Genomic DNA, 23,937 nt, shown 5'->3' on the forward strand with positions numbered 1-23,937 from the left:
CCATGCACCACCGACACCCGTCGGCACGGGAGGGTGCCGACGGCTCGGCACCCACCCGCGCGGTTCCTACTCCCAGAGCAGATCGGCCAGGGACATCCGTCCGCCGTCGGTCCACGCGTTCGCGACCACGCACGCGCCCGCCACGGCACAGTCGGCCGTCCCTCCGCCGACCAGCTCGATCTCGCGGCGGACCGGCAGCCGCGCGATCACGGCGCCCGAACGATCGGCGACCACGCGCTTTCCGTCGTCGTACAGGCAGTTGTCCCCGTCCACCCCGCCGCCCGGTGTGGTGGCGCACTGCACGATGCGGACCGTCGTGCCCTTCGCGTAGCCGGTGCCCGTCACCGTGACGTGGCCCTTCTCAGCACCGAGCTTCGGCTCGGACAGCACGAGACCGGGTGCGTCGGGCGGCTCGGAGCCGTCGGGCAACGGGGCTGCGGCCGCCGCGAGCACGACGTCGGCCAGGTCGGCGACGGCCAAGGTGCACGGGTCCTCCGTGCAGTCCACCTCGGACACCGCGCCGACGTTGACGAACGCCCTGGCCGGCCGGGTCGCCGAGATACGGCCGCGTTCGTCGGCGACCACCTGCTCGCTCGTCGACATGTCGCACTCGTCGAGGGCACTCACGCCCGCCGTCGTGCCGCCTGCGCACTGGACCAGGTACTGGTTGCCACCCGTAAAGCCCGTGCCGCGCACCACCCAGGTGCCGTCCGCGGCCCGGACGGTGATGGCCGGGTCGCCGCTCGCGTCAGGGGGCTCCGCCGTCGGGCTCGCTCCCGGGGTGATCTGCGATCCCGTCTCCTGCGGCGACCCCGACGGAGCAGGGCTCTCCGGGGCCGCCGTGCACGCGGCCAGGGCGAGCACGACGGCGGCGACCGGGACGACCAGGCGCGCGCGCATCACGGGTAGCCCAGGTAGACGTCGACGCTGAGACCGATCCGCCAGCTCCAGGCGGCGCGGTTCCGCATCCACTGCACGCCGCGGCCCCACACGTGGTAGTCCTGCTCCAGGTAGCAGGACACGGCGTTGGTCTGGTTGAGCTCGCCCAGGTCGGTGCGATAACGCCGGGTGTCGTTCGTCCCGGGACTGCTCGCACCCACGCGCGTCTTCATGACCTGCGCGCACTCCTTGCCCGCCGACGACACGTACATGACGTGGGTGCCGTAGCGGTCCTTCGAGAAGCCGGTCTCGCACGACTTGCTGATCGCGTTGGAGTGGATCGGCACGTGCAGGTCAGCACCCACCCGGTTCGAGTTCGCGATGTTCGATCTGGTCAGGCCGTTGCCACGCACCACCTTGTAGCCCCGTTCCAGCAGGTTCATGTGGTCGGGGTCCTGCTGGGTGGTGGCGGACACCGCCACCAGGTAGGCGTTCGAGTTCTCGCTGAACCCGGCACACCCCGTGTTGGTGTGGCACACCGTGTCGCCACGGTCGTGGCACGCCTGGGACAGGTAGACCACCTTGCCGTTCCAGCGGTCCGGCACGTATGTCACGTCGGCGGCCGCGGTCGGCGCCACGGCGAGCAGCCCGCCCGCGGCCAGTGCGAGCGTCGCGAAGAGGGCGAGGAACCTGCGGAGCGTTGCATGCATCGTCGTCCCCTCAGCCCAGGTCGATCGGCAGGTCGGTCGAGGCGCACATGTCGCCGCCCGTCGCATACGCGAAGGCGAGGCAGTCCCCGTCGAGCGTGAACTTCACCGAGTCGATGGCGCCGTTGCTGTGCGCGGTGAACAGGAGCGCCTGCCAGACATCACCCGGGTACACCCCCGCGTCGACCAGCGCCTGCTCGAACCCGGCGGCGACGTCGACCGTCGCCTCGCCCTTGACGATCCGCACCTTGGTGCGCCCCAGGTCCGCGCCCGGAAGCTGGGACTCGAGCACCTGGTCGACCGCCTTGGCCAGCGTCGTGGTGGACGCGCCCTCCTCGACCGACCGCGCGGTGGACTGGACGCCCCCGGCCGGCTCACAGCCCAGGTAGGGGGTCGTGGCACCGTCGGCGGAGCGCGGCCCCTCTGGGATCTCCGGACAGGGTTCGGTGGTCGACGGCGGATCGCCGGCGACCGCATCGGCGTCGAGCCGCGCGCGATCCTCCCCTGCCTTGGCCTCCATGCCCTCGACGACGACGGTCCAGCCGTCGAGCACCTCTCCCGACTCGTCGAGCCAGGCCCCAGCGGCCTCCGGGTCCTCGGCGACGTCCACCCGGACCACCTGTTCGGCCTCGGAGACGTCGGTGACGACGGACTCCGACAGGAGCTCCTGCCGGAGCTGGGCCTGTGCGGCTACCTGGTCCCGCCCGACGGCGCTGAGCGCCGCCACCGGGACGAGCAGAGCGGCTGCTGCGGTTATCGCGATGGTCCGGCGATACCGCCGGGCCGTACGTTTGAGATCAACCACGAAGCCCCCTGGTACGTGATGACGGAACTCTCCGACATACCCCACGGTAGGGCCGCGGACAGGATCCGCAACGTTTCGCGATGTGTGGCACGAGTGCCCGGTACATGGCACGCTGACCTGGTCCAAGACTTTGTCCTCACCCGGACCGGGGCCGTCCGGGGCACCGTGGTCAGCATCCCGCCAGTGACACCTCCTGCCCGCGCACCACGAGTGCCACCGTGCCGCACTCGTCGGTCCGGACCACCGCGGCGCCGACGCCTGCGTACAGACCGAGGGCCTCGTCGGTCGGATGACCGTACTCGTTGTCCCTGCCCGACGAGACGAGAGCGACCGCCGGGCGGATCCGCTCCGCGAGCGCGCGCGACTGCACCGCCGAGCCGTGATGGGCAACCTTGACGACGTCGGCGGGACCCACCAGCGGGACAAGGTCCGCCTGGCCCGCGTCCTCCAGGTCGCCGAGCGTCAGCACGTCGAGCCCGGCGGTCCGGGCGGCGAGCACGACGCTCGAGTCGTTCGCCCCCTCGCCGGCGCCCGCCAGCAGCACCTGCCAGGTCAGAGCACCGGCCGTGCCCCGGTCGCCGGCCCGCGCGGCTCGCACCGGTACCCCCGCGGCCGCCAGCGCCGCCCCGGTCGCCGCGGCGTTCGCCGCGGGCTCCGGCACCGGGGAGACGAGCGCGGCAGCGACCTCGCGGCCCGCCAGCACCGGCCCGAGGCCACCGACGTGATCCGCGTGGAAGTGGCTGAGCACCAGCAGGTCGACCCGGGTGACACCGAGCTGATCCAGGCACCGGCCCGCCGCAGGCCCGTCCGGCCCCACGTCCACCACCACCGCCGACGCCGGCCCCGTGCGCAGAGCCAGCGCATCGCCCTGCCCGACGTCGCACGCCGCGACCTGCCAGTCCGCAGGCAGCCCCGAACGGGCGGCGAGGCGCGGTACCGCCACCACGACGACCAGCGCCGCCACAGCTCCCGCCGCCAGGACGGCGGCGAGGCGCGCCCCGCTGAGCCTCCGACGTCGCGCGCCGAGCGCTTCACGCAGGCTCGACCGCGCGGCCGCCCGCCACGACTCGGGCCACCCCGGGCGCGGGGCTCGCCGCAGCACCGCCCACAGCACCACCGCGGTGAGCGCGGCCAGCAGGAGCGCACCCGGCAGACCACCCAGCCACGGGACCATCGCGCCCGGGAGCGCCGCACACCAGTGCGCGACCGCAGCGATCCACCACGTGGCGGCGCTCGCCGCCCAGGCCACGAGCCCTGCGATGGCCGGCAGCCCTGGCGCGAGGACCGTCGCGACCAGCCCGAGCACGGTGGCCGGTACCAGCGCCGGCGCGGCCAGCAGGTTCGCGAGCACCGACACCGTGGACACGGACGGGTCGAGCAGCACCAGCACCGGCCCGCACGCCGCCTGTGCGGCGATCGGGACCGCGAGGGCGAACGCCGCGGCGTCGCCCGTCCAGGGTGCGAGCCGGGCGGCCAGCGGCGCCGCGAGCAGCACGAGGCCGCCGGTCGCCGCGGCCGAGAGCACGAACCCGAAGGAGCCGGCAAGCCATGGGTCGACCACCAGCAGCCCGACGACCGACGCGGCGAGCGCAGGGACCGACTGTGCCGGCCGGCCGATCGCAACTCCGGTCAGTGCGAACGCGGCCATCACCGCAGCGCGGAGCACCGCGGGCTCCGGGCGCACGAGGGCTACGAAGGTGAGGGAAGCGAGCGCGACGAGGACCACCCTGGCCGTCCTCGGGAGGCGGGCCAGCGAGCAGAGCAGGGTCAGGACGGCGACAACCACGGCGAAGTGGCCGCCCGAGACTGCCGTGATGTGCGTCAGCCCGGTTGATCTCATGTCCTCGGCCAGGTCGTCCGGAAGGCGGGTGGTGTCGCCGATGGCGGCGCCTGGTACCAGCCCGCGCGCCTGGGCGGGCAGCGGGTCGGTCACCTCAAGGAGCGCGGTGCGGTGGGTGTCGAGCACGCGCAGCGCCGACGGCGGGGCGCGGATCTCGGTCGCGCCGTCGGCGGCGAGCCGGGCGGTCTCCGCGGCACCGGCGTCGGCAGGCCGTAGCGCGCCCGACACGGTCACGGTCGCCCCGTACCGGGGCACCGTGCTCGACAGGACCTGGACGTGGGCCCGCGCCGCCGAGCGGACGCCCCGGGCCTCCACCGCGCGGGCGGCGAGCACCCAGCGGTGCTGCCCCGCTCCAGGGGTGGCCGGTCCCGGAGCGAACGAGAACGGTTCCGGCTGGGAGGCGACGGTGCCGGTGAGAGTAGCGGTCACCCGCTGCCCGGCGAGCTCGGCAAGCGGCGCCCGGCCGGCCAGCTGGACGTGCGCGGAGACCGTGACCGCCAGCACGCAGGCAGCCGCGAGCGCCGTGTGGGCGACGGCAGGCCGGGCAGCGCGGCGCAGCAGCGCTGCCGTCACCACCAGGTGGAGACAGGCTGCTGCCACCCCGCCCGCCGCGACCCACGTCGCCGAGCCGCTCCAGGCGGCCGCCGGGCCGGTCAGCAGCCATGCCGCGCCCCAGACGGCCAGCGCCGCAGGCACCATCCGCAGGTCGATCATGGCCCGACCCGTGCGCTGTCCCGGATCTCGTCGAGCGTGGCCGGGCCGATACCCGGCACGTCCTCGAGCTCGTCCACGCTCGCGAACGGCCCGTTGGTGTCACGCCACTCGACGATCGCCTGGGCGATCGACGGCCCCACGCCGGGAAGCGCCTCCAGCGCGACCGCGTCGGCTCCGTTGATGTCGACGGTGCCGCCCGTCGCCGGCCCGGCGCCCGGGTCCGGCGGGGTGCCGCCCCCCGGTGTCGGCCCGGGCACCCGCTCGCCCGGCCTGGGTACGTACAGCTGCTCGCCGTCGACGACCGTGCGGGCCAGGTTCACGGCCGTCAGGTCCGCTTTGCCGGTGGTGCCGCCGGCCGCCTGCAGAGCATCGGCGACCCGTGCGCCGTCGGGCACTGTGACCAGGCCTGGCTCGGCCACCTCTCCGACGACGTGCACGAGCAGCCCCGTGCCCGCGGCACCGGATTCCGGGCCTGACCCCGGCCCTGCGCCGGTCTCCGGTGCGGCAGGCACAGGGCCGCCCGCGGCGGCCGGGCTCTCCGGTTCCCCTCCGGGCGGGCCGTGGCCGGGCTCGTCGCCCGCGGGGTCGGCGTCCGCGGCCACCCCCGCCAACGGCTCGACGCCGCCACCACGCAGGGAGAGCGCCGCCACGCCCACGCTGAGCAGGAGCACGGCCACGACGGCCACCACCGCCGTCGTCCCGGTCACGGCCCATCTGCGGGCCCCGTGCTCGGCACGGGGGTCGGCCGGGTGCCCGTGCGCCGCCGCATACACCGCCGCCACCCCGGAGGCGGACCGCCGGGCACGCAGCCGGGCCACCAGCTCGTCGGCGTCCGTCCCGGCCTGGCCCAGGGCTGCGGGCGCGGCGGGCGGTGCGGCGGCGGGCGGCCGGGACGCGGGCGAGGACCCCGCAGGCGCCGCTGGCAACGCTGGCGTTGGTGGCACTGGCGTTGGTGGCACTACGGGCGTCGACACGGAGGTGGGCGTCGACACGGTGGTCCAGGGATCCGTGGCCGTGGGCTGGGTGCCCCAGGCGGCGGTGGCTCCCGAGGTGGTGGCAGACACGGGTGCGGCCGACCGGTCGCCCCTGTCTCCGGACCCGTGCACAGGGCTGAACGGCCACGGGTCGGGAAGTCGCTGTTGAGCGGTCTCTGGCTGCATGGCTCAGGACGCTATGCGGGCGCCGCACCCCTCCGCCGGCCCCTGAAAGCTGTCTGTGCACAGACCTCGAAAGTCGTCCCCTGTGGTCGCGCTCGCCGCCGCCTCAAGCCGTGTCGACGGTCGGTCTGCTCGCCGACGAGTTTCGCCGACGTGCACCGATGAGTTCATCCCGGCAGCTTCGTCAGACCTGGCAGCGAGAGCCTGAGCCACCCCGGCCGGGCCGAGGCGCACGACCAGGAGCCGACACGATGACCGACAAGAAGACCTTCACCCTGGACGCGCCGAGCGGCGTCCTCACCTATGACGTGCGCGAGGCCGCGGCGCCGACCGACGAGGCCCCCCTTGTGCTGATCGGCCTCCCGATGGGAGCGGAGGGCTTCACCACGCTCGCCCGCCACTTCACCGACCGGACCGTCGTGACGTACGACCCTCGCGGTGTCGAGCGCAGCACGCGAGACCTGGGTACCGAGACGGAGCCGCCAGGCATCGCCACCCACGCGGACGACGTGCACCGCATCATCAGCGCGGTAGGTGGCGGACCGGTCGACCTCTTCGCCTCCAGCGGCGGCGCCGTCGTCGCCCTGGAGCTCGCCGCGACCCACCCTGCTGACGTCCGGACCGTCATCGCGCACGAGCCGCCCCTGGCGAGCGTGCTGCCCGACCGCGACGCCATGGTCGCCGCCATGACCGGCATGCACGACACCTACCAGGCCAAGGGGTTCGGTGCTGCGATGGCGAAGTTCATCGCCCTGGTCAGCCACCAGGGCGAGATCACGGAGGCCTACCTCGCCCAGCCCGACCCGGACCCGGCGATGTTCGGTCTGCCGACCGAGGACGACGGTGCCCGCGACGACCTGATGCTGGGCGTCAACATGCTGGTCCTGCCGCCGTACGAGCCGGGCTACGAGACCATCGCGGCAGGTACTCCGCGAGTGGTGATCGCCGTCGGCGAAGACACCGGCGAGGCGATGACGGGCCGCGCCGCCCGCGGGACCGCTGCCCGGCTCGGCACGGAGGCAGTCGTGTTCCCCGGCGGCCACGGCGGTTTCAGCGGCGGCGAGTACGGCCAGCCTGCCGACAAGCCCGAGGAGTTCGGGGCACGGCTGCGCGAGGTGCTCGCCGGCTGAGGCGACCCGCTCGAATGGTCGGTAGAACGTCAGGTGATCGGCTCCTCGGGATGCCGAACACCTGACGTTCTACCGACCACCCGGCTCCGTGGATCGACCCATGGAGCCGGGTCAGTGCGAGTGGTCGCCCAGGTCCGCGACGACGACGGCGAGCGTGCCGGGGCCGACGTGCACGCCCAGCACGGCGCTCAGCGGTGTGACCTCGACGTCCGCCCGGGTACGCGTGTGCAGGCGGCCCGCCAGCGCGAGTGCCCGGTCGTAGGCGCCGAAGTGGTGCACGGCCACCACCGGCCGCTTCGCCTCCGCGACGAAGCCTGCGGCTTGTTCCAGCAGCCGTTCGGCACCGACGGCGCGGGTGCGCACCCGCTGGGAGAGCTCGACCGCGCCGTCGGCCAGACGAAGGATCGGCTTGACCCCCAGGACGGTGCCGAGCGCGGCGGCAGGACCGGAGAGCCGTCCACCGCGGCGCAGATGCTCGAGGGTGTCGACCACGAACACGGCGTTCGCCGTTCCGGCGACCTCGATGGCCCGGGCGGCGACGTGGGCGGCGTCGGCCCCGGCGGCGGCGCACTCCGCCGCCGCACGGGCGGCGAAACCGAGGCCGGCTGCGCCGGTGCGCGAGTCCACGGCGCGCACCTGCAGGGGCGACCGCGCGGCAGCCGTGCCCGCGGAGCCCACCGTGCCCGACAGCGCCCCGGACAGGTGCACCGAGACGATGGACCGGGCACCTTCGTCACCAAGGCGTCGGTAGACGGCGGCGAAAGCCTCTGGCGGCGGCTGGGAGGTCGTCACCTGCGCACCCTCAGCGACCAGCTCCGCGAGCCGCTCGGGAGTGATGTCCTCACCCTCGGCGTAGTCCTCGGCGTAGTCTTCGTCGCCGACGAGGACGCGCAGGGGCACCACGACCGGGCCACCCGGCAGACCGGCGGGCAAGCAGGCGGTCGAGTCGGTGACGACCCGCACCTCCTGGGGAGCCGGGCTGGAAGAACGACGTCGGGTGCGCATGACCGCGCCACTCTATCCGCGCGAGGAACCGGACGGGTAAACCACGGGCGCCTCCCCGCGCGCGGCGCCGGAGCCCGACTTAGCATCCGAGACATGCCCGATGCATCGACGCCTGATCTTGCCGCCCTGCGCGAGGCGGCCGCCGCGGCCCAGAAGGCTCTCGAGGAAGCCGAGCGGACAGCGGCAAGCGCCGCCCCGCAGGCGCCTGGCGCGCCCGAGGCTCCGGAGCCCGCGCCCGCCGCCTCCCCGGCTGCCGCTGCGGGCGATGCACCTCCGCAGGGTTACGCCGCCGAGGTCGCTGCGGGCTACGCGGCGGCGGCCACGCTGCCGCTCGGCGCGCTGCTCGAGGGTGAGCCGGGCGGGGACGCCACCCCGAACCCGCAGGTCCAGGTGGGTTTTGCGCTGTCGATGCTGAACCGCCACGGGCTGGTGGCCGGCGCGACGGGAACCGGCAAGACGAAAACCCTGCAGGGCATGGCCGAAGGGCTCTCCCTTGCCGGTGTGCCCGTCTTTCTCGCGGACGTCAAGGGTGACCTGTCCGGTCTCGCGCTCCCTGGCCCGGACAGCCCGAAGATCATGGAGCGCGCGGCGAGCGTCGGGCAGGACTGGACGCCCACCCAGTATCCGGTCGAGTTCTACTCCCTGGGCGGGATCGGCAAGGGCGTGCCGATCCGCACCACGGTCACCGACTTCGGGCCACTGCTGATGTCCAAGGTGCTGGGCCTCAACGAGACGCAGGAGTCCAGCCTCACGCTGATCTTCCACTGGGCGGACAAGAAGGGTCTGGCCCTGCTGGACCTCAAGGACCTGCAGTCGGTGATCGCCCACCTGACCTCGGACGAGGGCAAGGCGGAGCTCAAGGGCATCGGCGGCGTCTCGGCGGCGACGGCGGGCGTCATCCTGCGGGAGATCGTCGGCCTGGAGGGGCAGGGCGCCGACGTCTTCTTCGGCGAGCCAGCTTTCTCGACGTCGGACCTCATCGCGACCAAGGGCGACCTCGGGGTGCTGAGCGTGCTGGAGCTGCCGGCCGTCCAGGACCGGCCCCAGCTGTTCTCGACGTTCCTCATGTGGCTGCTCGCGGATCTCTTCCAGGAGCTGCCAGAGGTGGGCGACGCCGACAAGCCCGAGCTCGTGTTCTTCTTCGACGAGGCGCACCTTCTGTTCGCGGATGCCTCGAAGGACTTTCTGCACCAGGTGGTCCAGACCGTCCGGCTGATCCGGTCCAAGGGCGTCGGCGTCTTTTTCGTCACGCAGTCGCCGAAGGATGTGCCGTCGGACGTCCTGGCGCAGCTCGGCAACCGGGTGCAGCATGCGTTGCGGGCCTTCACGCCCGACGACGCCACGGCGCTCCGTGCCGCCGCCCGCACCTTCCCGAAGTCGCCGTACGACCTGGAGCGGCTGCTGCAGGAGCTGGGCACCGGCGAGGCGGTGGTCACCGTGCTCACCGAACGGGGCGCGCCCTCCCCCGTGGCATGGACCCGCGTGCGGGCCCCGCAAGCCGCGATGGAACCGGCGGCCGCCGGCGAGATCGACCGGGTGGTGGCGGCGTCGCCGGGCCAGGCGAAGTACGGCACGGCGGTCGACGCGGAATCGGCGTTCGAGCTGCTCCAGGCGAAGGCGCAGGAGCAGGCCGCCGGGCGCGCGGCGGCTGACGGGGAGACGTCCGCGGCCGAAGACCAGCAGGAGCTCGCCAGGGAACGCGCCCGGCTCGAGAAGGACGCCACCGCACGCGAGAAGGCGGAGGCCCGGCACAAGGAGAAGTCCACCCGTGACCGGAACCGTGTGGTGGGCTCGCTGGCGAGGACGGCCGGCACGGTGATCGTCCGTGAGCTGACCCGCTCGCTCTTCGGCACCCGCCGTCGCTAACCCCTTCGTCGAGTGCTGGCCATCTGGGGGTTCTGGCGGTTGAACCCCACAGATACCCAGCACTCAACGGAAGCGGAGGTTAGGCCGGGACGATGTTGACCAGCTTGGGGGCGCGGACGATGACCTTGCGGGTGCCCCGGCCGTCCAGGAACTTGACCACGTTCGGCTCGCTGAGGGCCGCCGCCTCCAGGTCCTCGGCCGAGATGTCCGGAGCGACCTCGAACCGGGCGCGCACCTTGCCCTGCACCTGGACGACGCAGGTCACGGTGTCCTGCACGAGATACTGCTCGTCGGCTGCCGGGAAGGGCGCGTGCGCCAGCGACTCCTCGTGACCGAGCCGGGACCACAGCTCCTCCGCGATGTGCGGCGCGATGGGCGCCGTCATCAGGACCAGCGGCTCGACGGCGGCGCGCGGCACGGACGGCAAGCCCGTGAGGTGGTTGTTCAGCGTGATGAGCTTGGCGATGGCCGTGTTGGGCCGCATGTTCTCCATCTCGACGCTGACGTCGGCGATGGTGCGGTGCACGGCCCGCAGCGTGGCGGTGTCGGGCTCGTCGTCGGTCACCGTGAGCTCGCCGGTCTCCTCCGAGACGACGTTGCGCCAGAGCCGCTGCAGGAACCGCTGCGAACCGACGACGTCGCGGGTGTTCCACGGACGTGACTGGTCGAGCGGACCCATCGACATCTCGTAGACCCGGAACGTGTCGGCGCCGTACGCCTCGTACATCTCGTCCGGCGAGACGACGTTCTTGAGCGACTTGCCGATCTTGCCGTACTCGCGGTTCACGGGCTCGCCGCGCCAGGTGAAGCCGGTCTGCTCGTCACCATCGACCTCGGCGGCCGGCACGTACACACCGCGCGCGTCGGTGAACGCGTACGCCTGGATGTACCCCTGGTTGAAGAGCTTGCCGAACGGCTCGAGACTCGTCACGAAGCCCAGGTCGAACAGGACCTTGTGCCAGAACCGCGCGTACAGCAGGTGCAGCACCGCGTGCTCCACACCGCCGACATACAGGTCGACGCCACCCGCCGGACCGGACGTCGGGTTGTGCCGCGGGCCCAGCCAGTACTTCTCGAGCTCCGGGTCCACGGCGTGCGCCGTGTCGGTCGGGTCGAGGTAGCGCAGGTAGTACCAGCACGAGCCGGCCCAGTTCGGCATGGTGTTCGTGTCGCGACGGTAGGTCTTCGCGCCGTCGCCGAAGTCCAGCTCGACGTTGACCCAGTCCTCGTTGCGGCCGAGCGGCGCCTCGGGCTCCGAGGCTGCGTCGTCGGGCTCGAACGTGCGCGGCGAGAAGTCGGGCACCTCGGGCAGCTCGACGGGCAGCATCGAGTCCGGCAGCGCCATCGGGCGGTCCTGCTCGTCCCACACCACCGGGAAGGGCTCGCCCCAATAGCGCTGGCGGGAGAACAGCCAGTCGTTCAGGCGGTAGGTGGTCGTACCCTCGCCGATGCCCTTGGCCTCGAGCCACTCGATGATCCGCGCCTTGGCCTCGGTCACGCCGAGCCCGTCCAGCGAGATCTCGTCGTTCGAGGACCGGACCGCGACGCCGTCGCCGGTGTAGGCGCCGACGTGTCCCTCGGGGAGGCCGCCCTCTGGCTCCACCGTGTTGATCACCGGCAGGTCGTAGGCCTCGGCGAACGCGAAGTCACGCTCGTCGCCGCCCGGCACGGCCATGATCGCGCCGGTGCCGTAGCCCATGAGCACGTAGTCGGCGGTGAACACCGGGACGGACGTCCCCGTCACCGGGTTCACGGCCAGGTGACCCGTGAACACGCCCGTCTTCTTGCCGGCGTCCGCCTGGCGCTCCACTGCGGTCTTCGCGGCGGACTCACGCCGGTAGGCGGCGACCGCCTCGCCCGGCGTCTCGTAGCCACCGGTCCACGCCGAGCGCGTGCCCTCCGGCCAGGCGCTCGGCACCTCGTCGAGCAGCGGGTGCTCGGGGGCCACGACCATGAAGGTCGCGCCGAACAGCGTGTCCGGACGCGTCGTGAACACCTCGAGGCTGCCGCCCGCACCGGCCGGGTCGTACTCGGCGGTGCCGACCACGTCGAACCGCACGGCGGCGCCGGTGGACCGGCCGATCCAGTTGCGCTGCATCGACTTGACCTTGTCCGGCCAGTCGATGAGCTCCAGGTCGTCGGTGAGGCGGTCCGCGTACGCGGTGATGCGCATCTTCCACTGGCGCAGGTTCTTGGTGAACACCGGGAAGTTGCCGCGCTCGGACCGGCCGTCGCTGGTGACCTCCTCGTTCGCCAGCACGGTACCGAGGCCGGGCGCCCAGTTCACCGGCGAGGAGTCCACGTAGGCAAGCCGCTGCGCGTCGACGACATCGCGCTGCTCACCCTCGTTCAGCGCCGACCAGACGGCGCCGCCCGTGTTGTCCCCCTCGTGGCCGGGTACGGGACGCGCGCCCGACGCCAGCTCGTCGCGCAGCTCGCTGATCCTCCGGGCACGCCCGCGCCCGCCGTCGGGCCGCTGTGCGTCCTCGTCGTACCAGGAGTCGAAGATCTGCAGGAAGATCCACTGGGTCCAGCGGACGTACTCGGGGTCGATCGTGGCGAACGACCGGCGCGGGTCGTGCGCGAGGCCGGCCCGCCTGAGCTGCCGCTTGTACGTGACGATGTTGCGCTCGGTGACCAGGCGCGGGTGCTCGCCCGTCTGCACCGCGTACTGCTCGGCAGGCAGGCCGAACGCGTCGAAGCCCATGGTGTGCAGCACGTTGTCGCCGCACATCCGACGGAACCGACCGACCACGTCCGTTGCGATGAAGCCCAGCGGGTGTCCCACGTGCAGGCCCGCACCCGAGGGGTACGGGAACATGTCCATGATGAAGTACGGGTTGCCCTCCGCCGGGTGCCCGCCCGGACCGGTAAGCGGCCCCTGCGGGTTCGCCGCATGGAAGGTTCCGCGCTCCTCCCAGACGTCCTGCCAGCGCAGCTCGATCTGCTGCGCGAGGGCTGGTGTGTAGCGGAAACGGGGCTCGTCCGAAGACGCGGTGCGCTCGGGTGCGTCGGGCATTGTCACGCGGCGAGTCTACCGACCGAGCGGCTGCCCGGCTCTCGGTCGTCCACAGGGTGAAGGTTCATCCGACATTCGCCCGCTCCTCCCCCGAAGTTGTCCGCCGGAGTGCTCGAATTGCCCGCATGATGCCCTCGTTGCGAAAGCTCCTCGCCGCCAGCATCGCCGCCACCGTCGTGTGGACGGCCCCGACCGCCGTTGCCGTACCGTCGCCGACCGATGAAGCCAGCTCGTCCACCACCAGCGACGCCGGCACCCGCAACCGCCCCGCCGACCACGTGGTCTTCCTCGCGCTCGACGGGTTCGACATCGAGTATCTCGACCTGGTCCGTGACGGGTCCGCGGAGATGCCCAACCTACGGCGCCTCCTGCACCGCGGCAGCGTCACGACCTCGACCGGCGTGATGACCTCGATCACCAACCCGTCCTGGTCCTCGGTGGCGACCGGCGCCTGGCCGGAGACGCACCGCAACACCGCCTACTGGTTCAACACCGAGACGAACACGGCACGCGGTCAGCAGCGTGACCTCGCCGTGCCCACCATCGCGCAGTCGATCCGCGAGCAGGGGGGCACCGTGTTCTCCGCGCAGTGGTTCATCCTGCAGAACTACGGCGTCACGTATGGCGACCCCGACGGCCTCTACACCCAGCCCGGCGGCGACTGCGCCCGCCGCACCGACGACGCGGTCGCCGTGCTGCGCGGCGAGCCGGTCAGCTCCGGCGGGCAGCTCGTGACGGCGAACGGCGTCCCGGAGCTCCTGACCGTCTACTGCGACACGCTCGACGCGCTGGGCCACGAGGGCGGTGACATCAATCCGAGCATCCCCGGCGCCCTGACGGAGATCGACCGCCAGATCGGGCGGATCGTCGCGGCCACGAAGGACGCCGGCATCTACGGCCGCACCGCGTTCGTGCTCACGGGCGACCACGGCATGACGACCTTCGACAAGGGCTTCGGCGCCGAAGGGCTGGCCGCGATCGAGGAGGCGGGCTTCACCCCGCAGGTCCTGACCAGCGGTCAGTCGCCGGCTCCTGGCACCGACGTCGCGATCGTCGTCGGGGGCGTCGCGGACGTGCGGATCCTTGGCGAGCGGGCGGGCGACCCTGCCTCCGTCCGCCGGCTGGAGGAGGCGCTGACGGCGCTGCCGCAGGTGCGGAACGTCTTCGACAAGGCCGACCAGCGGCGCATGCACATGAGCCGGAACCACGGCGACCTGCTCGTCGAGCCGGAGCCCGGCTGGTCGTTCGGCACGACGCCGGCGGGCCCGTCCGGGCGGCACGGCTCGACCACCGAGCTGCGCGTCCCCCTGGTCCTGGCCGGAGCGGGGGTCCGGCCGGACGCACACCCTCGTGCGCCGCGGCACATCGACATCGCGCCGACGATCTCTGCGCTGCTGGGCTACGCGCCGCCGTCGGGCAGCGAGGGCCGTGCGCTGCGCGAGTCGCTGCGCCGCTGAGCGGCGCCCGCGCCGCGAGGTAGTGGCGGTAGGGCGACGGCGCGAGGTGACTGTACGAATGCGGGGTGGGTTGCTGTGCGTAGACAGTGTCTACGCACAGCAACCCACCCCGCGCGGTACCTGTTTCCCCGGCACGCCGACGCCGGGACCAGCCTCAGAACGACGCGGCCAGGTCCCCGCCCACCGCCAGCATCAGCCACGCAACGGCCGCGACGTAGCCGATGATCAGGATGATGCCGTGGTTGCCGACGATCGCGTTCCGCAGCCCGGCGCCGACGGGCAGGTCGCCCGACTGTGCGCCCCGCACGATCTGGTACCAGAGCAGCGGCCACATGATGGTCCACACGACCATGCAGTAGGGGCACAGCGCGACGATCGTGTAGAAGCTGGTCCACATCAGGAAGAAGATGAGCGCCTGGCCCAGCACCGTTCCGGCCAGCAGCGACATCCAGTACCAGCGGGGCAGGCGGGTACCGAGCAGGAGCATCACGCCCGTCGTGACGACGACGGGGAACGCTGCCACACCGATGTACGGGTTGGGGAAGCCGAGCAGCGCGCCCTGCCACGAGTCCATGGCGGCGCTGCAGGTGACGAACAGGTTGACGGTGCAGGACGCCGTCCGGTCCGGATCGACGAACGCCAGGTACTTCTCCCAGGCGAGAGCGAACGAGGCCACGAAGCCGATCCCGCCCAGCACCACCAGGAGCAGCCCCATGGTGCGGCCGCCGAACGGCCTGGGCCCTGTCTCGGCGAGGTCGTTCTCATGGTTCATCGAGCTCTCCGACGACGTCGTGGTCGCCCCGGTCTCATTCACCTGCCCAACGCTACCGGCGGAGACTGGGACATTGCTGGGTCCTGGGTCACAAAATTGTCTCCGTCGGCTGGTGCGCCACCCGCTGCCGCCCGAACGCCAGGATCATGCCGAGGCCCAGCAGGGTGACCCCCACGCCGGCCCAGGCGGGCGCGAGGTAGCCCCAGCCGGCGTCGATGACCACGCCGCCGAGGAACGCCCCCGCACCGTTGGCCACGTTGAGCCCGGCATGGCACAGCGCCGCACCCAGCGACGACGCGCCAGGAGCCAGGTCCATGAGCCGGGTCTGGAACGCGAGGCCCAGCATCTGCGAGGTGACGCCGAGCAGGAACAGGGAGACCAGGGCGGGCACCACCGAGGCGCCGGTGAGGGCGAAGAGCGCCAGCGACGCCGCCGTCGCCACGAAGCCGATCAGCACCGCGCGCAGCACCCCGTGGTCGGCGAGCCGACCGCCGATCTGCGTCCCCACCGTCATCCCGACGCCGAACAGGGCGAGCACCCACGGCACCGCGCCGCCGGGCAGGCCGGTCACGCCGGTCATCGTGGGGGCCACGTACGTGTAGACGGCGAACATGCCGCCGAACCCGATGGCGCCCGCCGCGAACGCGAACCACAGGGGCGCGTTCCGCAGGGTCGCCAGCTCGGTGCGCACGGAACGCCCGGGACCGCCGGCGGCATCCGGCACGAGCCGCCACAGCCCGAGCAGCGTGACGATACCGAGCGCGCCGATCAGCACGTAGGACGTGCGCCACCCGAAGACCTGCCCCACCCAGGTGGACAGGGGAACGCCGATGACGTTCGCGATGGTCAGGCCCGTCATCATCATCGCGACGGCGCGCCCCCGCTGGGCCGGCCCCGCGACAGCGGCACCCACCGCGGCGCCGACGCCGAAGAACGCCCCGTGCGGCAGCCCGGCGAAGAACCGCCCGACCACGAGCCAGCCGATGTCCGGCGCCGCCGCCGACAGCACGTTCGCGAGCGTGTACGCACCCATCAGCACGAGCAGCAGGCGCTTGCGCGACATCCGCGCCGCGGCAACGGTCAGCAGCGGCGCCCCGACGACCACGCCGAGCGCGTACGCGGTGATGGTGTGCCCCACCTGCGGGTCGGTCGCGCCGAGGTCCGCGCCGACGTCGGGCAGCAGGCCCATCGCGGCGAACTCGGTGGTGCCGATGGTGAAGCCGCCGACCGCCAGCGCGACGAGCGCCGGTGCGGCCTTGCGCATCGAACGGGTGCCTGCCGCCTCGTCGGGGGCAGGCTGAGGAGAGCTGGTCGCCATGGGGGTCTCCAGGAGCGTCGTATCGATTCGGGTGACCGTCGGCGACGCCGGCGACGAGCGGAGGGGAACGGGAGGAGACTACCTCCGCGCCACCCACACGCGGGAAGCCGCCAGCAGTCCGAGATCGGCCACGCGCTCGACCGCACCCGGCTGCACGCCGGAAGCCGAGGCGTCGCCGTCCTGCTCCGGCAGGGCTGCTGGGCAGGTCCAGGACACGGCGACCGTGCCTGCGAACTCGCGCCGCGTCGTGACCTCGACCCGCATGTCCAGGTCCAGGCCGAGCTCCGCGAGGTAGCGCAGCGCGTCGGGATCGGCGTCGGAGATGCGGACCACCGTGCCGGCGTCCCCCGCGTGCATCGACGACAGGGGTACGGCGGAGGGCCGCACCACCGTGCCGTCGGCCGCAGGGATCGGGTCACCGTGCGGATCCCGCGACGGGTGGCCCAGGCGCTCGGCCATCCGCTCGACGAAGACGTCCGAGACCGCGTGCTCCAGCACCTCGGCCTCGTCGTGCACCTCGTCCCAGCCGTACCCGAGCTGGTCCACCAGGAACGTCTCCAGGAGCCGGTGCCTGCGCACCATCGCCAGGGCGAGACGGCGGCCGTCGTCGGTCAGCCGGATGGCCCCGTACCGCTCGTGCTCCAGCAGCCCCTGCCCGGACAGGCGACGCACCGTCTCCGACACCGTGGAGGCACCCACACCGAGCCGGTCGGCGAGATGCTTGGTCGTCACCTTCTCGTCCGACCACTCCTGCGCCGACCACACCGCCTTCAGGTAGTCCTGGGCGACGGGCGTCAGCTCGGCCGGGTCGGTTGCGATCTCCACGCCCCCGAGCCTAGTTGCCGGACGGCGACGACGACGGCGTCCACCCGGTGCCGGACATCACACCCTCCTCGGCGTCACCCGGCACCTCGTCGGGCAGCGGCACCGGCGGAGGGATCATCTGCCGCTCACCTACCGACGCCTCCCCGTCCGGCGTGACCTCGACGAGCTGCCAGTCCACGAACCGGCGCCGCTCGGGATCGAACCGCAGCACCGTCATCTCCGAGGAGTCCCGCAGCGGACCCACCGACGTGTTGCCCTTCGTCGCGCCGCCGGTGCTCGCGTTCACGTACCGCACGCCGTACCCCACGACGTCCGGCCCGATCCGCGTGTGCATGTGCCCGGAGACCTGGAACGGCACGCAGCCCGACTCCAGCGCCGCGTCGCCGACGGCGGGCTGGTGGATCAGCAGCAGGTCCACCCGGTCCTCCCCGACGTACCCGCCGAGGCCCGGATCGCCCGCTGCCTCGCACGCCACGTCCCGCAGACGCTCGCCGGCCTCCTCGGGCGTCTCCTCGCGCGCGATCACCGTGCCGCCGCCGATCCGCGTCTCCAGCGGGTCCCGGTCGCCGAGGATCCGGACGCCCTCGACCTCGACGACGCTGCCGTCGAGCACGATCTGGCGGTTCGCGAGCTCCGTCGCCGTCGTCAGGCGCGAGTCGTGGTTGCCGTCGGAGACCACGAACGGCACGCCGTCGGGCACCGCGGAGGCGAACGAGTCCACGCAGACCGACTCGACGCTCGTGCCGTTGATCGTGGTGTCACCGGCGTTGAGCATGACGTCGGGTCCCATGCGGTCGGCGAGGTCCCGGATGAGGGGCGTCATGCCTGTGTTGCAGTGCAGGTCCGAGACCAGGAGGAACGTCACGTAGTCGGTGCTCTCCGGGCTGTCCGACGCCGTGGGGCCCTGGTCGGCCTCCGCAGCCTCCTGCTCGGCGACCCGGGCGTCCCACGCTTCGTTCAGCCGTTCGCGGGCTCCGGCGTAGAACACCTCGTTGGCCTGGTAGGTCTCCACCAGCTGGCCGCTGTAGGTGTCGATGACGCCGGCCAGCCGGCCGGTGATGCGCGCGCCTTCCAGGGCAGTTCCCTCGAACACGGGCGAGGCGGGCAGCGACGCCCGCTCCTCGGGACCCGAGCTCGCGGTGGCGGTGCTGGCCACCAGCACGACGACGAGCACGGCGCCCGTGATCTCCCAGGTGCGGGGCACCAGGGCGCGGGCGAGGTCCCGCCGTCGGGCCGCCCCGAGCAGGGCCCACAGGCCGAAGCCGGCCACTGCGAGCACGAGAGCGGCCGCACCTGTCCCCCGAGCCGCGTCCCAGACCAGCGCCCACGCCACGGTGCGCACCGTCTGCTGCGGGGTGTCGAAGAACTGGAGGTACCCGTCGAGGTCGCCGGAGAGGGCGTCGAAGCTGGCCGTGTCCACGGCGGAGAGGTCAGCGGGGATCTCGTGCACGGTGATCCGCACGCCGAGGTTGAGCGGGAGCGGGGACTCCGTCACGACGGTGCCGAGCGGGCCGAGGTCGGCGAGCAGCCGGTCGTTCGCTGTGACCGCGTACGTGGCCTCGTGCGGGCCGAGGCTGAGGTCGGCCCTCGCCGTCGTGATCCCGAACGTGAGGCATACGACGGCGGCTGCCACGCCGGCAAGGGTCCAGCGCAGCCAGCGGGGCGGGTTGGTGCGACTCATCGGACCTACCTTTTCATGCGACACGGCCGCCGCGTGCCGCGCGTCGGGGTGCCGGGTGCCCCATGCGCGGTTCGGCCGCGACAGGGCAGGCCTGCAGCCTGCGAACCCGCAGGCCACACGGCACGATGTCCTTGATGTTCGTACTCGAGTCGGTCTGGCGCCCGCCTGCGCCGGTGGCGCGCGTCTGGTCGGTACTCGCCGACCCCCGGTTCACCTGGCCCGACTGGTGGCCGGGGCTGACCGCCCTCGCCACCCATCCCGTCGTCGGGCCGGACGGGCTGGCCGCACCCGGAGCCTGGGCCCGGCTGCAGGTCCGCAGCCCGCTCGGCTACGCGCTGCGGTTCCGGCTGGACCTGGTCGAGGCGCAGGAGCCACGCCATGGTCCGCGGACCACGTCATCGTCCACGTGTGACCCGCCGGAAGCGCGGAGGATGGCGTGGACGGCGGAGGATGGCGTGGCGCGGCTGCGGGTGTCCGGGGATCTGGCCGGGACTGCGCTGGTCAGGGTGTCGGCGGGGGCAGCCGGCCGAGGCTCGGGCGGTCGGGGCTCGGCCGAGGGCGGCGCGGGTTCCGCCGGCGGCGGCACGGGTTCCGCCGAGGTGCGTCTCCGCTGGGACGTCACCCCCGTCCCCGCCTGGTTCCGGGCCGCGGCCCGGATCGGTCCCCACCCGCTCGCCTGGGCGCACGCCCACGTCATGCGAGCGGGCGAGCGCGGCCTGGGGGCGCGGCTGCGCCGCTGACGCGCCGCGACGGGATCCGTGCCGCGGGGCCCCGCGCCGCCGCGACGAGCGGGTCAGCCTGCCTTCCGGGACTTCGACTTCGGCTTCGACTTCGAGGAGGACGAGGAAGACGACGACCGCGACCCGGACTTCGTACCCGATCCGGATCCCGACTTGGACTTGGACTCCGCGACGCTGCGCTTGAGCGCCTCCATCAGGTCGACCACCTCGGCGCCCTCGCCCTCCTCCTCGGCCGCCTCGCCGAACGTCGCCGCCGTGTCGACGGTCTCGCCCGCCTCGAGCTTCGCCTCGACGAGCTTGCGCAGCTGCACCTGGTAGTCGTCCTCGTAGTCCTCTGGTGTGAAGTCGGCCTCGAAGCTGCTGACGAGCTGGGCCGACATCGTGAGCTCCTTGTCGGAGATCTTCGCCGGCTCGTCGAGGGAGGGGAAAGCGGCCTCCCGGACCTCGTCGGCCCACAGCAGGGTCTGCAGCACCAGCACCTCGTCACGCACGCGCAGCGCCGCAAGCCTGGTGCGCTGGCGGAGCGCGAACTTCACGATGGCAGTGCGCTCGGTCTCCTCCAGCGTGCGACGCAGGAGCACGTACGCCTTCGTGGACTTGGAGTCCGGCTCGAGGTAGTACGTCCGGTCGAACATGATCGGGTCGATCTGCTCGCTGGGCACGAACTCCACCACCGAGATCTCACGGTCCCGTTCGGCCGGGAGGTCGGCGAGGTCCTTCTTGGTGAGCACGACCGTGCGCTCACCGTCGTCGTAGGCGCGGTCGATGTGCTCGTACGGCACCACTTCGCCGTCGATCTCGCACACGCGCTTGTACCGGATACGTCCACCGTCGGCGTCGTGTACCTGGTGCAGCGACACGTCGTGGTCCTCGGTCGCGCTGTACAGCTTGACCGGAACGTTGACGAGGCCGAAGGTCACGGCGCCCTTCCAGATCGCCCTCATCTATCTATAGTGCGCCCCAAGCGCACCACATGCCCAGGTTTCGGTCTGGGCCGACTCCGCTCGCGGCGGCGGAAGGTGTCAGAGGCCTGCGCGGTCCAGCTTCGCGCAGAGCTCGGCGTTGGTGGGCTCGACGAGCTGCTCGCCGTCGGGGAAGACCAGCACCGGGATGGTCTTTCGCCCGGTCAGCGCCTCGGCCTCGTCGGCACGGGCTGGCTGAGCGGCGAGGTCCACGTACACGTAGCTGACGCGGCGCACGTCGAGCACGGCCTTGCTGCGACGGCAGTCACGGCACCACTCGGCGCCGTAGACGGTGAGCTGCTCAGGTCGGGCGGCCGACGGGGCGTCGCCTGCAGTCGCCAGGGGCGCTGCGAACGCGTCGGTCGCGAGGTAGTCCGAAATCACTCGCCGGAGCCTAGCGGAGTTCCCGCCGCCGTCACGACCGCCTGGCACGTGATCTCGGCGACGCCTGGGCACGAGAACCGGACCAGCGGCACGATGGGGTGATGGCGTCCACGCAGCAGACGGTCATGGTCGACGGACATCGCCTCCGCCTGAGCAATCTCGACAAGGTGCTGTTCCCCGCGTCCGGGACCACCAAGGGCGAGGTCCTGCACTATCTGACCCAGGTGGCGCCCGTCCTGCTGCCGCACGCCGCCAACCGCCCCGCCACGCGCAAGAGGTGGCCCGACGGCACGGGCGGGCAGATGTTCTTCCAGAAGAACCTGGACGCCTCCACCCCCGACTGGGTCAAGCGACGGTCGATCCAGCACAAGACGTCGGCCAACGACTACGTGCTGGTCAACGACCTCGCGACCCTGACCTGGCTGGGCCAGACGGCGACGCTCGAGCTGCACACCCCGCAGTGGCAGTTCGGCCGCACCGGCGCACGCCTCGACCCCGACCGCCTGGTGCTCGACCTCGACCCCGGCCCCGGCGCCGGCCTGCCCGAGTGCGCACAGGTCGCCCGCTGGGCCCGCGAGATCCTGCAGGGCATGGGTCTGGAGCCGTATCCGGTGACCTCCGGCTCCAAGGGCATCCACCTGTACGCGGCCCTCGGCAAGGCGCAGGACACCCGCCTCGACTCCGACGCCGTCTCCGCCGTCGCGCACGAGCTCGCGCGCTACCTCGAGTCCGAGCACCCCGACCTCGTCGTCAGCGACATGAGCAAGAGCCTGCGCGCGGGCAAGGTGCTCGTCGACTGGTCGCAGAACAACGGCAACAAGACCACCATCGCTCCCTACTCCCTGCGCGGCCGCGAGGAGCCGTGGGTCGCAGCGCCACGCACCTGGGCGGAGCTCGACGACCCGGACCTCGCCCAGCTCACGCCCGACGAGGTGGTCGCCCGCGTCGAGGCCGACGGCGACCTCCTCGCCCCGCTCCTCGAAGGCCACCTCTCCGCGCTCGAGCCGACGCCGGAGCGCCTCGCCACCTTCCAGAAGCTGGAGACCTACCGGGCCAAGCGCGACCCCGCCAGGACCCCTGAACCGTTCGGCCCCGACTCCGACGCCGCACGAGCCGCCGGGGAACCCACGTTCGTCATCCAGGAGCACCACGCCCGCCGCCTCCACTGGGACTTCCGCCTCGAGCACGACGGCGTGCTCGTCAGCTGGGCCCTCCCCCGCGGCGAACCGACGGATCCCGCGAAGAACCACCTGGCCGTCCAGACCGAGGACCACCCCCTGGAGTACGGGTCCTTCGAGGGCACCATCCCGAGCGGTGAGTACGGCGGCGGCGAGGTCACGATCTGGGACTCCGGCACGTACGACCTGGAGAAGTGGCGCGACGACGAGGTGATCGTCACGCTCCACTCCGCGGAACGCGGTGCGCGGCGCCTCGCGCTGATCCGTACGGGCGGCCGCGACGGCGACGCGGAGAACAACTGGCTGATCCACCTGACCAAGGCCCAGCCGGGCGCCCCGACCCCGCCGAGCGCTGCACCCACCAAGAAGGCCCGGTCGGGGCAGAGAGCCGGCACGCAACGAGAGAAGGTGCGGCGGCCGATGCTCGCCACCAACGCGGCACCCGGCGAGCTCGTCGAGCCCGACGGCTGGACGTTCGAGATGAAGTGGGACGGGTTCCGCGCGCTCGCCCACGTCGAGGACCCCGAGACCGTGCGCCTGGTCAGCCGCTCCGGCCAGGACCTCACCGTCACCTTCCCGGAGCTGGCCGCGCTCGCCGGCCAGGTCGACCCTGCCCGGCTGCCGGTCGTGCTCGACGGCGAGATCGTCGCCCTCGACCGCGACGGCCGCCCCGACTTCCGCCGCCTCCAGCAGCGCGCCAACCTCCGCAAGGAGCGCGACGTCGCACGCGCGCGGGCCCGCGTCCAGGTGGACCTCATGCTCTTCGACGTCCTGGAGGCCGACGGCGACAGCGTCACCGACCAGCCCTACACCGAGCGGCGCGAGCTGCTGGAGTCCCTCCTCACGCCCAGCGCCCCCATCCACCTCCCGCCTGCGTTCGACGGCGACCTCGACGCCGCCATGCGCACCTCACGAACCCTGCGGCTGGAGGGGGTCGTCGCCAAGCGCCAGACCTCCACCTACGCCGAACGGCGCTCGCGGGAGTGGCTCAAGCTCAAGCACAGCGCGATGCAGGAGGTCGTGATCGTGGGCTGGCGCCCGGGCCGGGCGAACACCTCGGTGATGGGCTCCCTGCTCATGGCTGTGCCGGAGGACGGCGAAGCGGGCGGCGGCCTGCGCTACGTGGGACGGGTCGGCACGGGCTTCACCGAGCGCGAGCGCCGGGAGATCACGACGCGGCTGCAGGCCATGGAGCGCAAGACCCCCGGCGCATCCGGCGTGCCGACGGAGGACGCGTCCGACGCCCGCTGGGTGACGCCGAAGCTGGTGGGCGAGGTGACGTACGCCGACTGGGCGGAGGGCAGCGGCAGCGCGTCCGGCGAGCGGCGGATGCGCCACTCGGTGTGGCGCGGGTGGCGGCCGGACAAGTCGCCGGAGGACGTCGTGGTGGAGGCCCCTGGTCAGGGATGACGCCGGCCTGGTCCTCGATCCGGCCGAACTAGCGGGCATGGCCGCTTGGCACACTTTTACAGCCTTGCTCCCCATTTGCGGACCATCG

Annotated in this window: 18 protein-coding genes; 5 read left to right on the plus strand and 13 right to left on the minus strand. The window is 72.5% G+C overall.

Annotation, left to right across the window (positions count from 1 at the left end):
* Positions 1–66: 66 nt before the first annotated feature.
* The 5 genes from ACFS27_RS03945 to ACFS27_RS03965 all read right to left on the minus strand — a co-directional run bounded on the left by ACFS27_RS03945 (position 67) and on the right by ACFS27_RS03965 (position 6,105).
* On the minus strand, positions 67–900 hold the full coding sequence (locus ACFS27_RS03945; protein WP_377180543.1) for a neocarzinostatin apoprotein domain-containing protein: 834 nt from the start codon (positions 898–900) through the stop codon (positions 67–69).
* Positions 900–1,589, minus strand: coding sequence for a hypothetical protein (locus ACFS27_RS03950; RefSeq protein WP_377180544.1), 690 nt, complete (start codon positions 1,587–1,589; stop codon positions 900–902). The genes ACFS27_RS03945 and ACFS27_RS03950 overlap by 1 nt, the downstream gene beginning before the upstream one ends.
* 10 nt (positions 1,590–1,599) lie before the next feature.
* Positions 1,600–2,391 carry a hypothetical protein gene (locus ACFS27_RS03955; protein ID WP_377180545.1) on the minus strand — a complete coding sequence of 264 codons (792 nt, stop codon included), beginning with the start codon at positions 2,389–2,391 and terminating at the stop codon, positions 1,600–1,602.
* Between the two features lie 169 nt (positions 2,392–2,560).
* Complete coding sequence (locus ACFS27_RS03960) at positions 2,561–4,945, minus strand: ComEC/Rec2 family competence protein (RefSeq protein ID WP_377180546.1); 2,385 nt, start codon at positions 4,943–4,945, stop codon at positions 2,561–2,563.
* Positions 4,942–6,105, minus strand: a complete 1,164-nt coding sequence (locus ACFS27_RS03965; RefSeq protein ID WP_377180547.1) for a helix-hairpin-helix domain-containing protein — start codon at positions 6,103–6,105, stop codon at positions 4,942–4,944. The genes ACFS27_RS03960 and ACFS27_RS03965 overlap by 4 nt, the downstream gene beginning before the upstream one ends.
* Before the next feature lie 248 nt (positions 6,106–6,353).
* Here ACFS27_RS03965 and ACFS27_RS03970 point away from each other — a divergent pair, with 248 nt between their 5' ends.
* Positions 6,354–7,232, plus strand: coding sequence for an alpha/beta fold hydrolase (locus tag ACFS27_RS03970; protein ID WP_377180548.1), 879 nt, complete (start codon positions 6,354–6,356; stop codon positions 7,230–7,232).
* 111 nt (positions 7,233–7,343) lie between these two features.
* Here ACFS27_RS03970 and ACFS27_RS03975 read toward each other — a convergent pair whose 3' ends face one another.
* Entirely contained in the window at positions 7,344–8,237 is an 894-nt protein-coding gene (locus ACFS27_RS03975; protein ID WP_377180549.1) for a DegV family protein, read from the minus strand.
* Positions 8,238–8,330: 93 nt separating this feature from the next.
* Between ACFS27_RS03975 and ACFS27_RS03980 the strand changes: the two genes are divergently transcribed.
* On the plus strand, positions 8,331–10,103 hold the full coding sequence (locus ACFS27_RS03980; protein WP_377180550.1) for a helicase HerA-like domain-containing protein: 1,773 nt from the start codon (positions 8,331–8,333) through the stop codon (positions 10,101–10,103).
* Positions 10,104–10,182: 79 nt separating this feature from the next.
* Here ACFS27_RS03980 and leuS read toward each other — a convergent pair whose 3' ends face one another.
* Positions 10,183–13,122 (minus strand): leucine--tRNA ligase, encoded by a 2,940-nt coding sequence (leuS, locus tag ACFS27_RS03985; RefSeq protein ID WP_377183585.1) that lies wholly within the window; start codon positions 13,120–13,122, stop codon positions 10,183–10,185.
* A 125-nt stretch (positions 13,123–13,247) separates the two neighbouring features.
* Here leuS and ACFS27_RS03990 point away from each other — a divergent pair, with 125 nt between their 5' ends.
* The gene (locus tag ACFS27_RS03990; RefSeq protein ID WP_377180551.1) at positions 13,248–14,579 is read left to right on the plus strand and encodes an alkaline phosphatase family protein; all 1,332 of its coding nucleotides are present in this window, start codon (positions 13,248–13,250) and stop codon (positions 14,577–14,579) included.
* Between the two features lie 154 nt (positions 14,580–14,733).
* Here ACFS27_RS03990 and ACFS27_RS03995 read toward each other — a convergent pair whose 3' ends face one another.
* The 4 genes from ACFS27_RS03995 to ACFS27_RS04010 form a co-directional block, all read right to left on the minus strand.
* Entirely contained in the window at positions 14,734–15,393 is a 660-nt protein-coding gene (locus ACFS27_RS03995) for a vitamin K epoxide reductase family protein (protein WP_377180552.1), read from the minus strand.
* Between the two features lie 46 nt (positions 15,394–15,439).
* Entirely contained in the window at positions 15,440–16,669 is a 1,230-nt protein-coding gene (locus ACFS27_RS04000; RefSeq protein ID WP_377180553.1) for an MFS transporter, read from the minus strand.
* Between the two features lie 78 nt (positions 16,670–16,747).
* The gene (locus ACFS27_RS04005; protein ID WP_377180554.1) at positions 16,748–17,494 is read right to left on the minus strand and encodes a metal-dependent transcriptional regulator; all 747 of its coding nucleotides are present in this window, start codon (positions 17,492–17,494) and stop codon (positions 16,748–16,750) included.
* Positions 17,495–17,504: 10 nt separating this feature from the next.
* Positions 17,505–19,175, minus strand: a complete 1,671-nt coding sequence (locus ACFS27_RS04010; RefSeq protein ID WP_377180555.1) for a metallophosphoesterase family protein — start codon at positions 19,173–19,175, stop codon at positions 17,505–17,507.
* 134 nt (positions 19,176–19,309) lie between these two features.
* Between ACFS27_RS04010 and ACFS27_RS04015 the strand changes: the two genes are divergently transcribed.
* Positions 19,310–19,915, plus strand: a complete 606-nt coding sequence (locus ACFS27_RS04015) for a hypothetical protein (RefSeq protein WP_377180556.1) — start codon at positions 19,310–19,312, stop codon at positions 19,913–19,915.
* 53 nt (positions 19,916–19,968) lie between these two features.
* On the opposite strand, the gene ku is transcribed toward ACFS27_RS04015, so the two are convergent.
* Entirely contained in the window at positions 19,969–20,859 is an 891-nt protein-coding gene (ku, locus tag ACFS27_RS04020) for a non-homologous end joining protein Ku (protein WP_377180557.1), read from the minus strand.
* A 78-nt stretch (positions 20,860–20,937) separates the two neighbouring features.
* Positions 20,938–21,261 (minus strand): glutaredoxin family protein, encoded by a 324-nt coding sequence (locus ACFS27_RS04025; protein ID WP_377180558.1) that lies wholly within the window; start codon positions 21,259–21,261, stop codon positions 20,938–20,940.
* Between the two features lie 101 nt (positions 21,262–21,362).
* Here ACFS27_RS04025 and ACFS27_RS04030 point away from each other — a divergent pair, with 101 nt between their 5' ends.
* The gene (locus tag ACFS27_RS04030; RefSeq protein WP_377180559.1) at positions 21,363–23,849 is read left to right on the plus strand and encodes an ATP-dependent DNA ligase; all 2,487 of its coding nucleotides are present in this window, start codon (positions 21,363–21,365) and stop codon (positions 23,847–23,849) included.
* The last annotated feature ends 88 nt before the right edge of the window (positions 23,850–23,937 follow it).

This window comes from Promicromonospora vindobonensis (assembly GCF_042685865.1).
GTDB classification, from domain to species: domain Bacteria; phylum Actinomycetota; class Actinomycetes; order Actinomycetales; family Cellulomonadaceae; genus Promicromonospora; species Promicromonospora vindobonensis.

What these genes read in the sequence shown, in the direction of transcription:
- ACFS27_RS04000 (WP_377180553.1), bottom strand. Translation starts at nt 16,669, where the DNA reads ATGGCGACCAGCTCTCCTCAGCCTGCCCCCGACGAGGCGGCAGGCACC.
- ACFS27_RS03960 (WP_377180546.1), bottom strand. Translation starts at nt 4,945, where the DNA reads ATGATCGACCTGCGGATGGTGCCTGCGGCGCTGGCCGTCTGGGGCGCG.
- ACFS27_RS03945 (WP_377180543.1), bottom strand. Translation starts at nt 900, where the DNA reads ATGCGCGCGCGCCTGGTCGTCCCGGTCGCCGCCGTCGTGCTCGCCCTG.
- ACFS27_RS04010 (WP_377180555.1), bottom strand. Translation starts at nt 19,175, where the DNA reads ATGAGTCGCACCAACCCGCCCCGCTGGCTGCGCTGGACCCTTGCCGGC.
- ACFS27_RS04030 (WP_377180559.1), top strand. Translation starts at nt 21,363, where the DNA reads ATGGCGTCCACGCAGCAGACGGTCATGGTCGACGGACATCGCCTCCGC.
- ku (WP_377180557.1), bottom strand. Translation starts at nt 20,859, where the DNA reads ATGAGGGCGATCTGGAAGGGCGCCGTGACCTTCGGCCTCGTCAACGTT.
- ACFS27_RS03950 (WP_377180544.1), bottom strand. Translation starts at nt 1,589, where the DNA reads ATGCATGCAACGCTCCGCAGGTTCCTCGCCCTCTTCGCGACGCTCGCA.
- ACFS27_RS03965 (WP_377180547.1), bottom strand. Translation starts at nt 6,105, where the DNA reads ATGCAGCCAGAGACCGCTCAACAGCGACTTCCCGACCCGTGGCCGTTC.
- ACFS27_RS03990 (WP_377180551.1), top strand. Translation starts at nt 13,248, where the DNA reads ATGATGCCCTCGTTGCGAAAGCTCCTCGCCGCCAGCATCGCCGCCACC.
- ACFS27_RS04015 (WP_377180556.1), top strand. Translation starts at nt 19,310, where the DNA reads ATGTTCGTACTCGAGTCGGTCTGGCGCCCGCCTGCGCCGGTGGCGCGC.
- ACFS27_RS03980 (WP_377180550.1), top strand. Translation starts at nt 8,331, where the DNA reads ATGCCCGATGCATCGACGCCTGATCTTGCCGCCCTGCGCGAGGCGGCC.
- ACFS27_RS03975 (WP_377180549.1), bottom strand. Translation starts at nt 8,237, where the DNA reads ATGCGCACCCGACGTCGTTCTTCCAGCCCGGCTCCCCAGGAGGTGCGG.
- leuS (WP_377183585.1), bottom strand. Translation starts at nt 13,122, where the DNA reads ATGCCCGACGCACCCGAGCGCACCGCGTCTTCGGACGAGCCCCGTTTC.
- ACFS27_RS03970 (WP_377180548.1), top strand. Translation starts at nt 6,354, where the DNA reads ATGACCGACAAGAAGACCTTCACCCTGGACGCGCCGAGCGGCGTCCTC.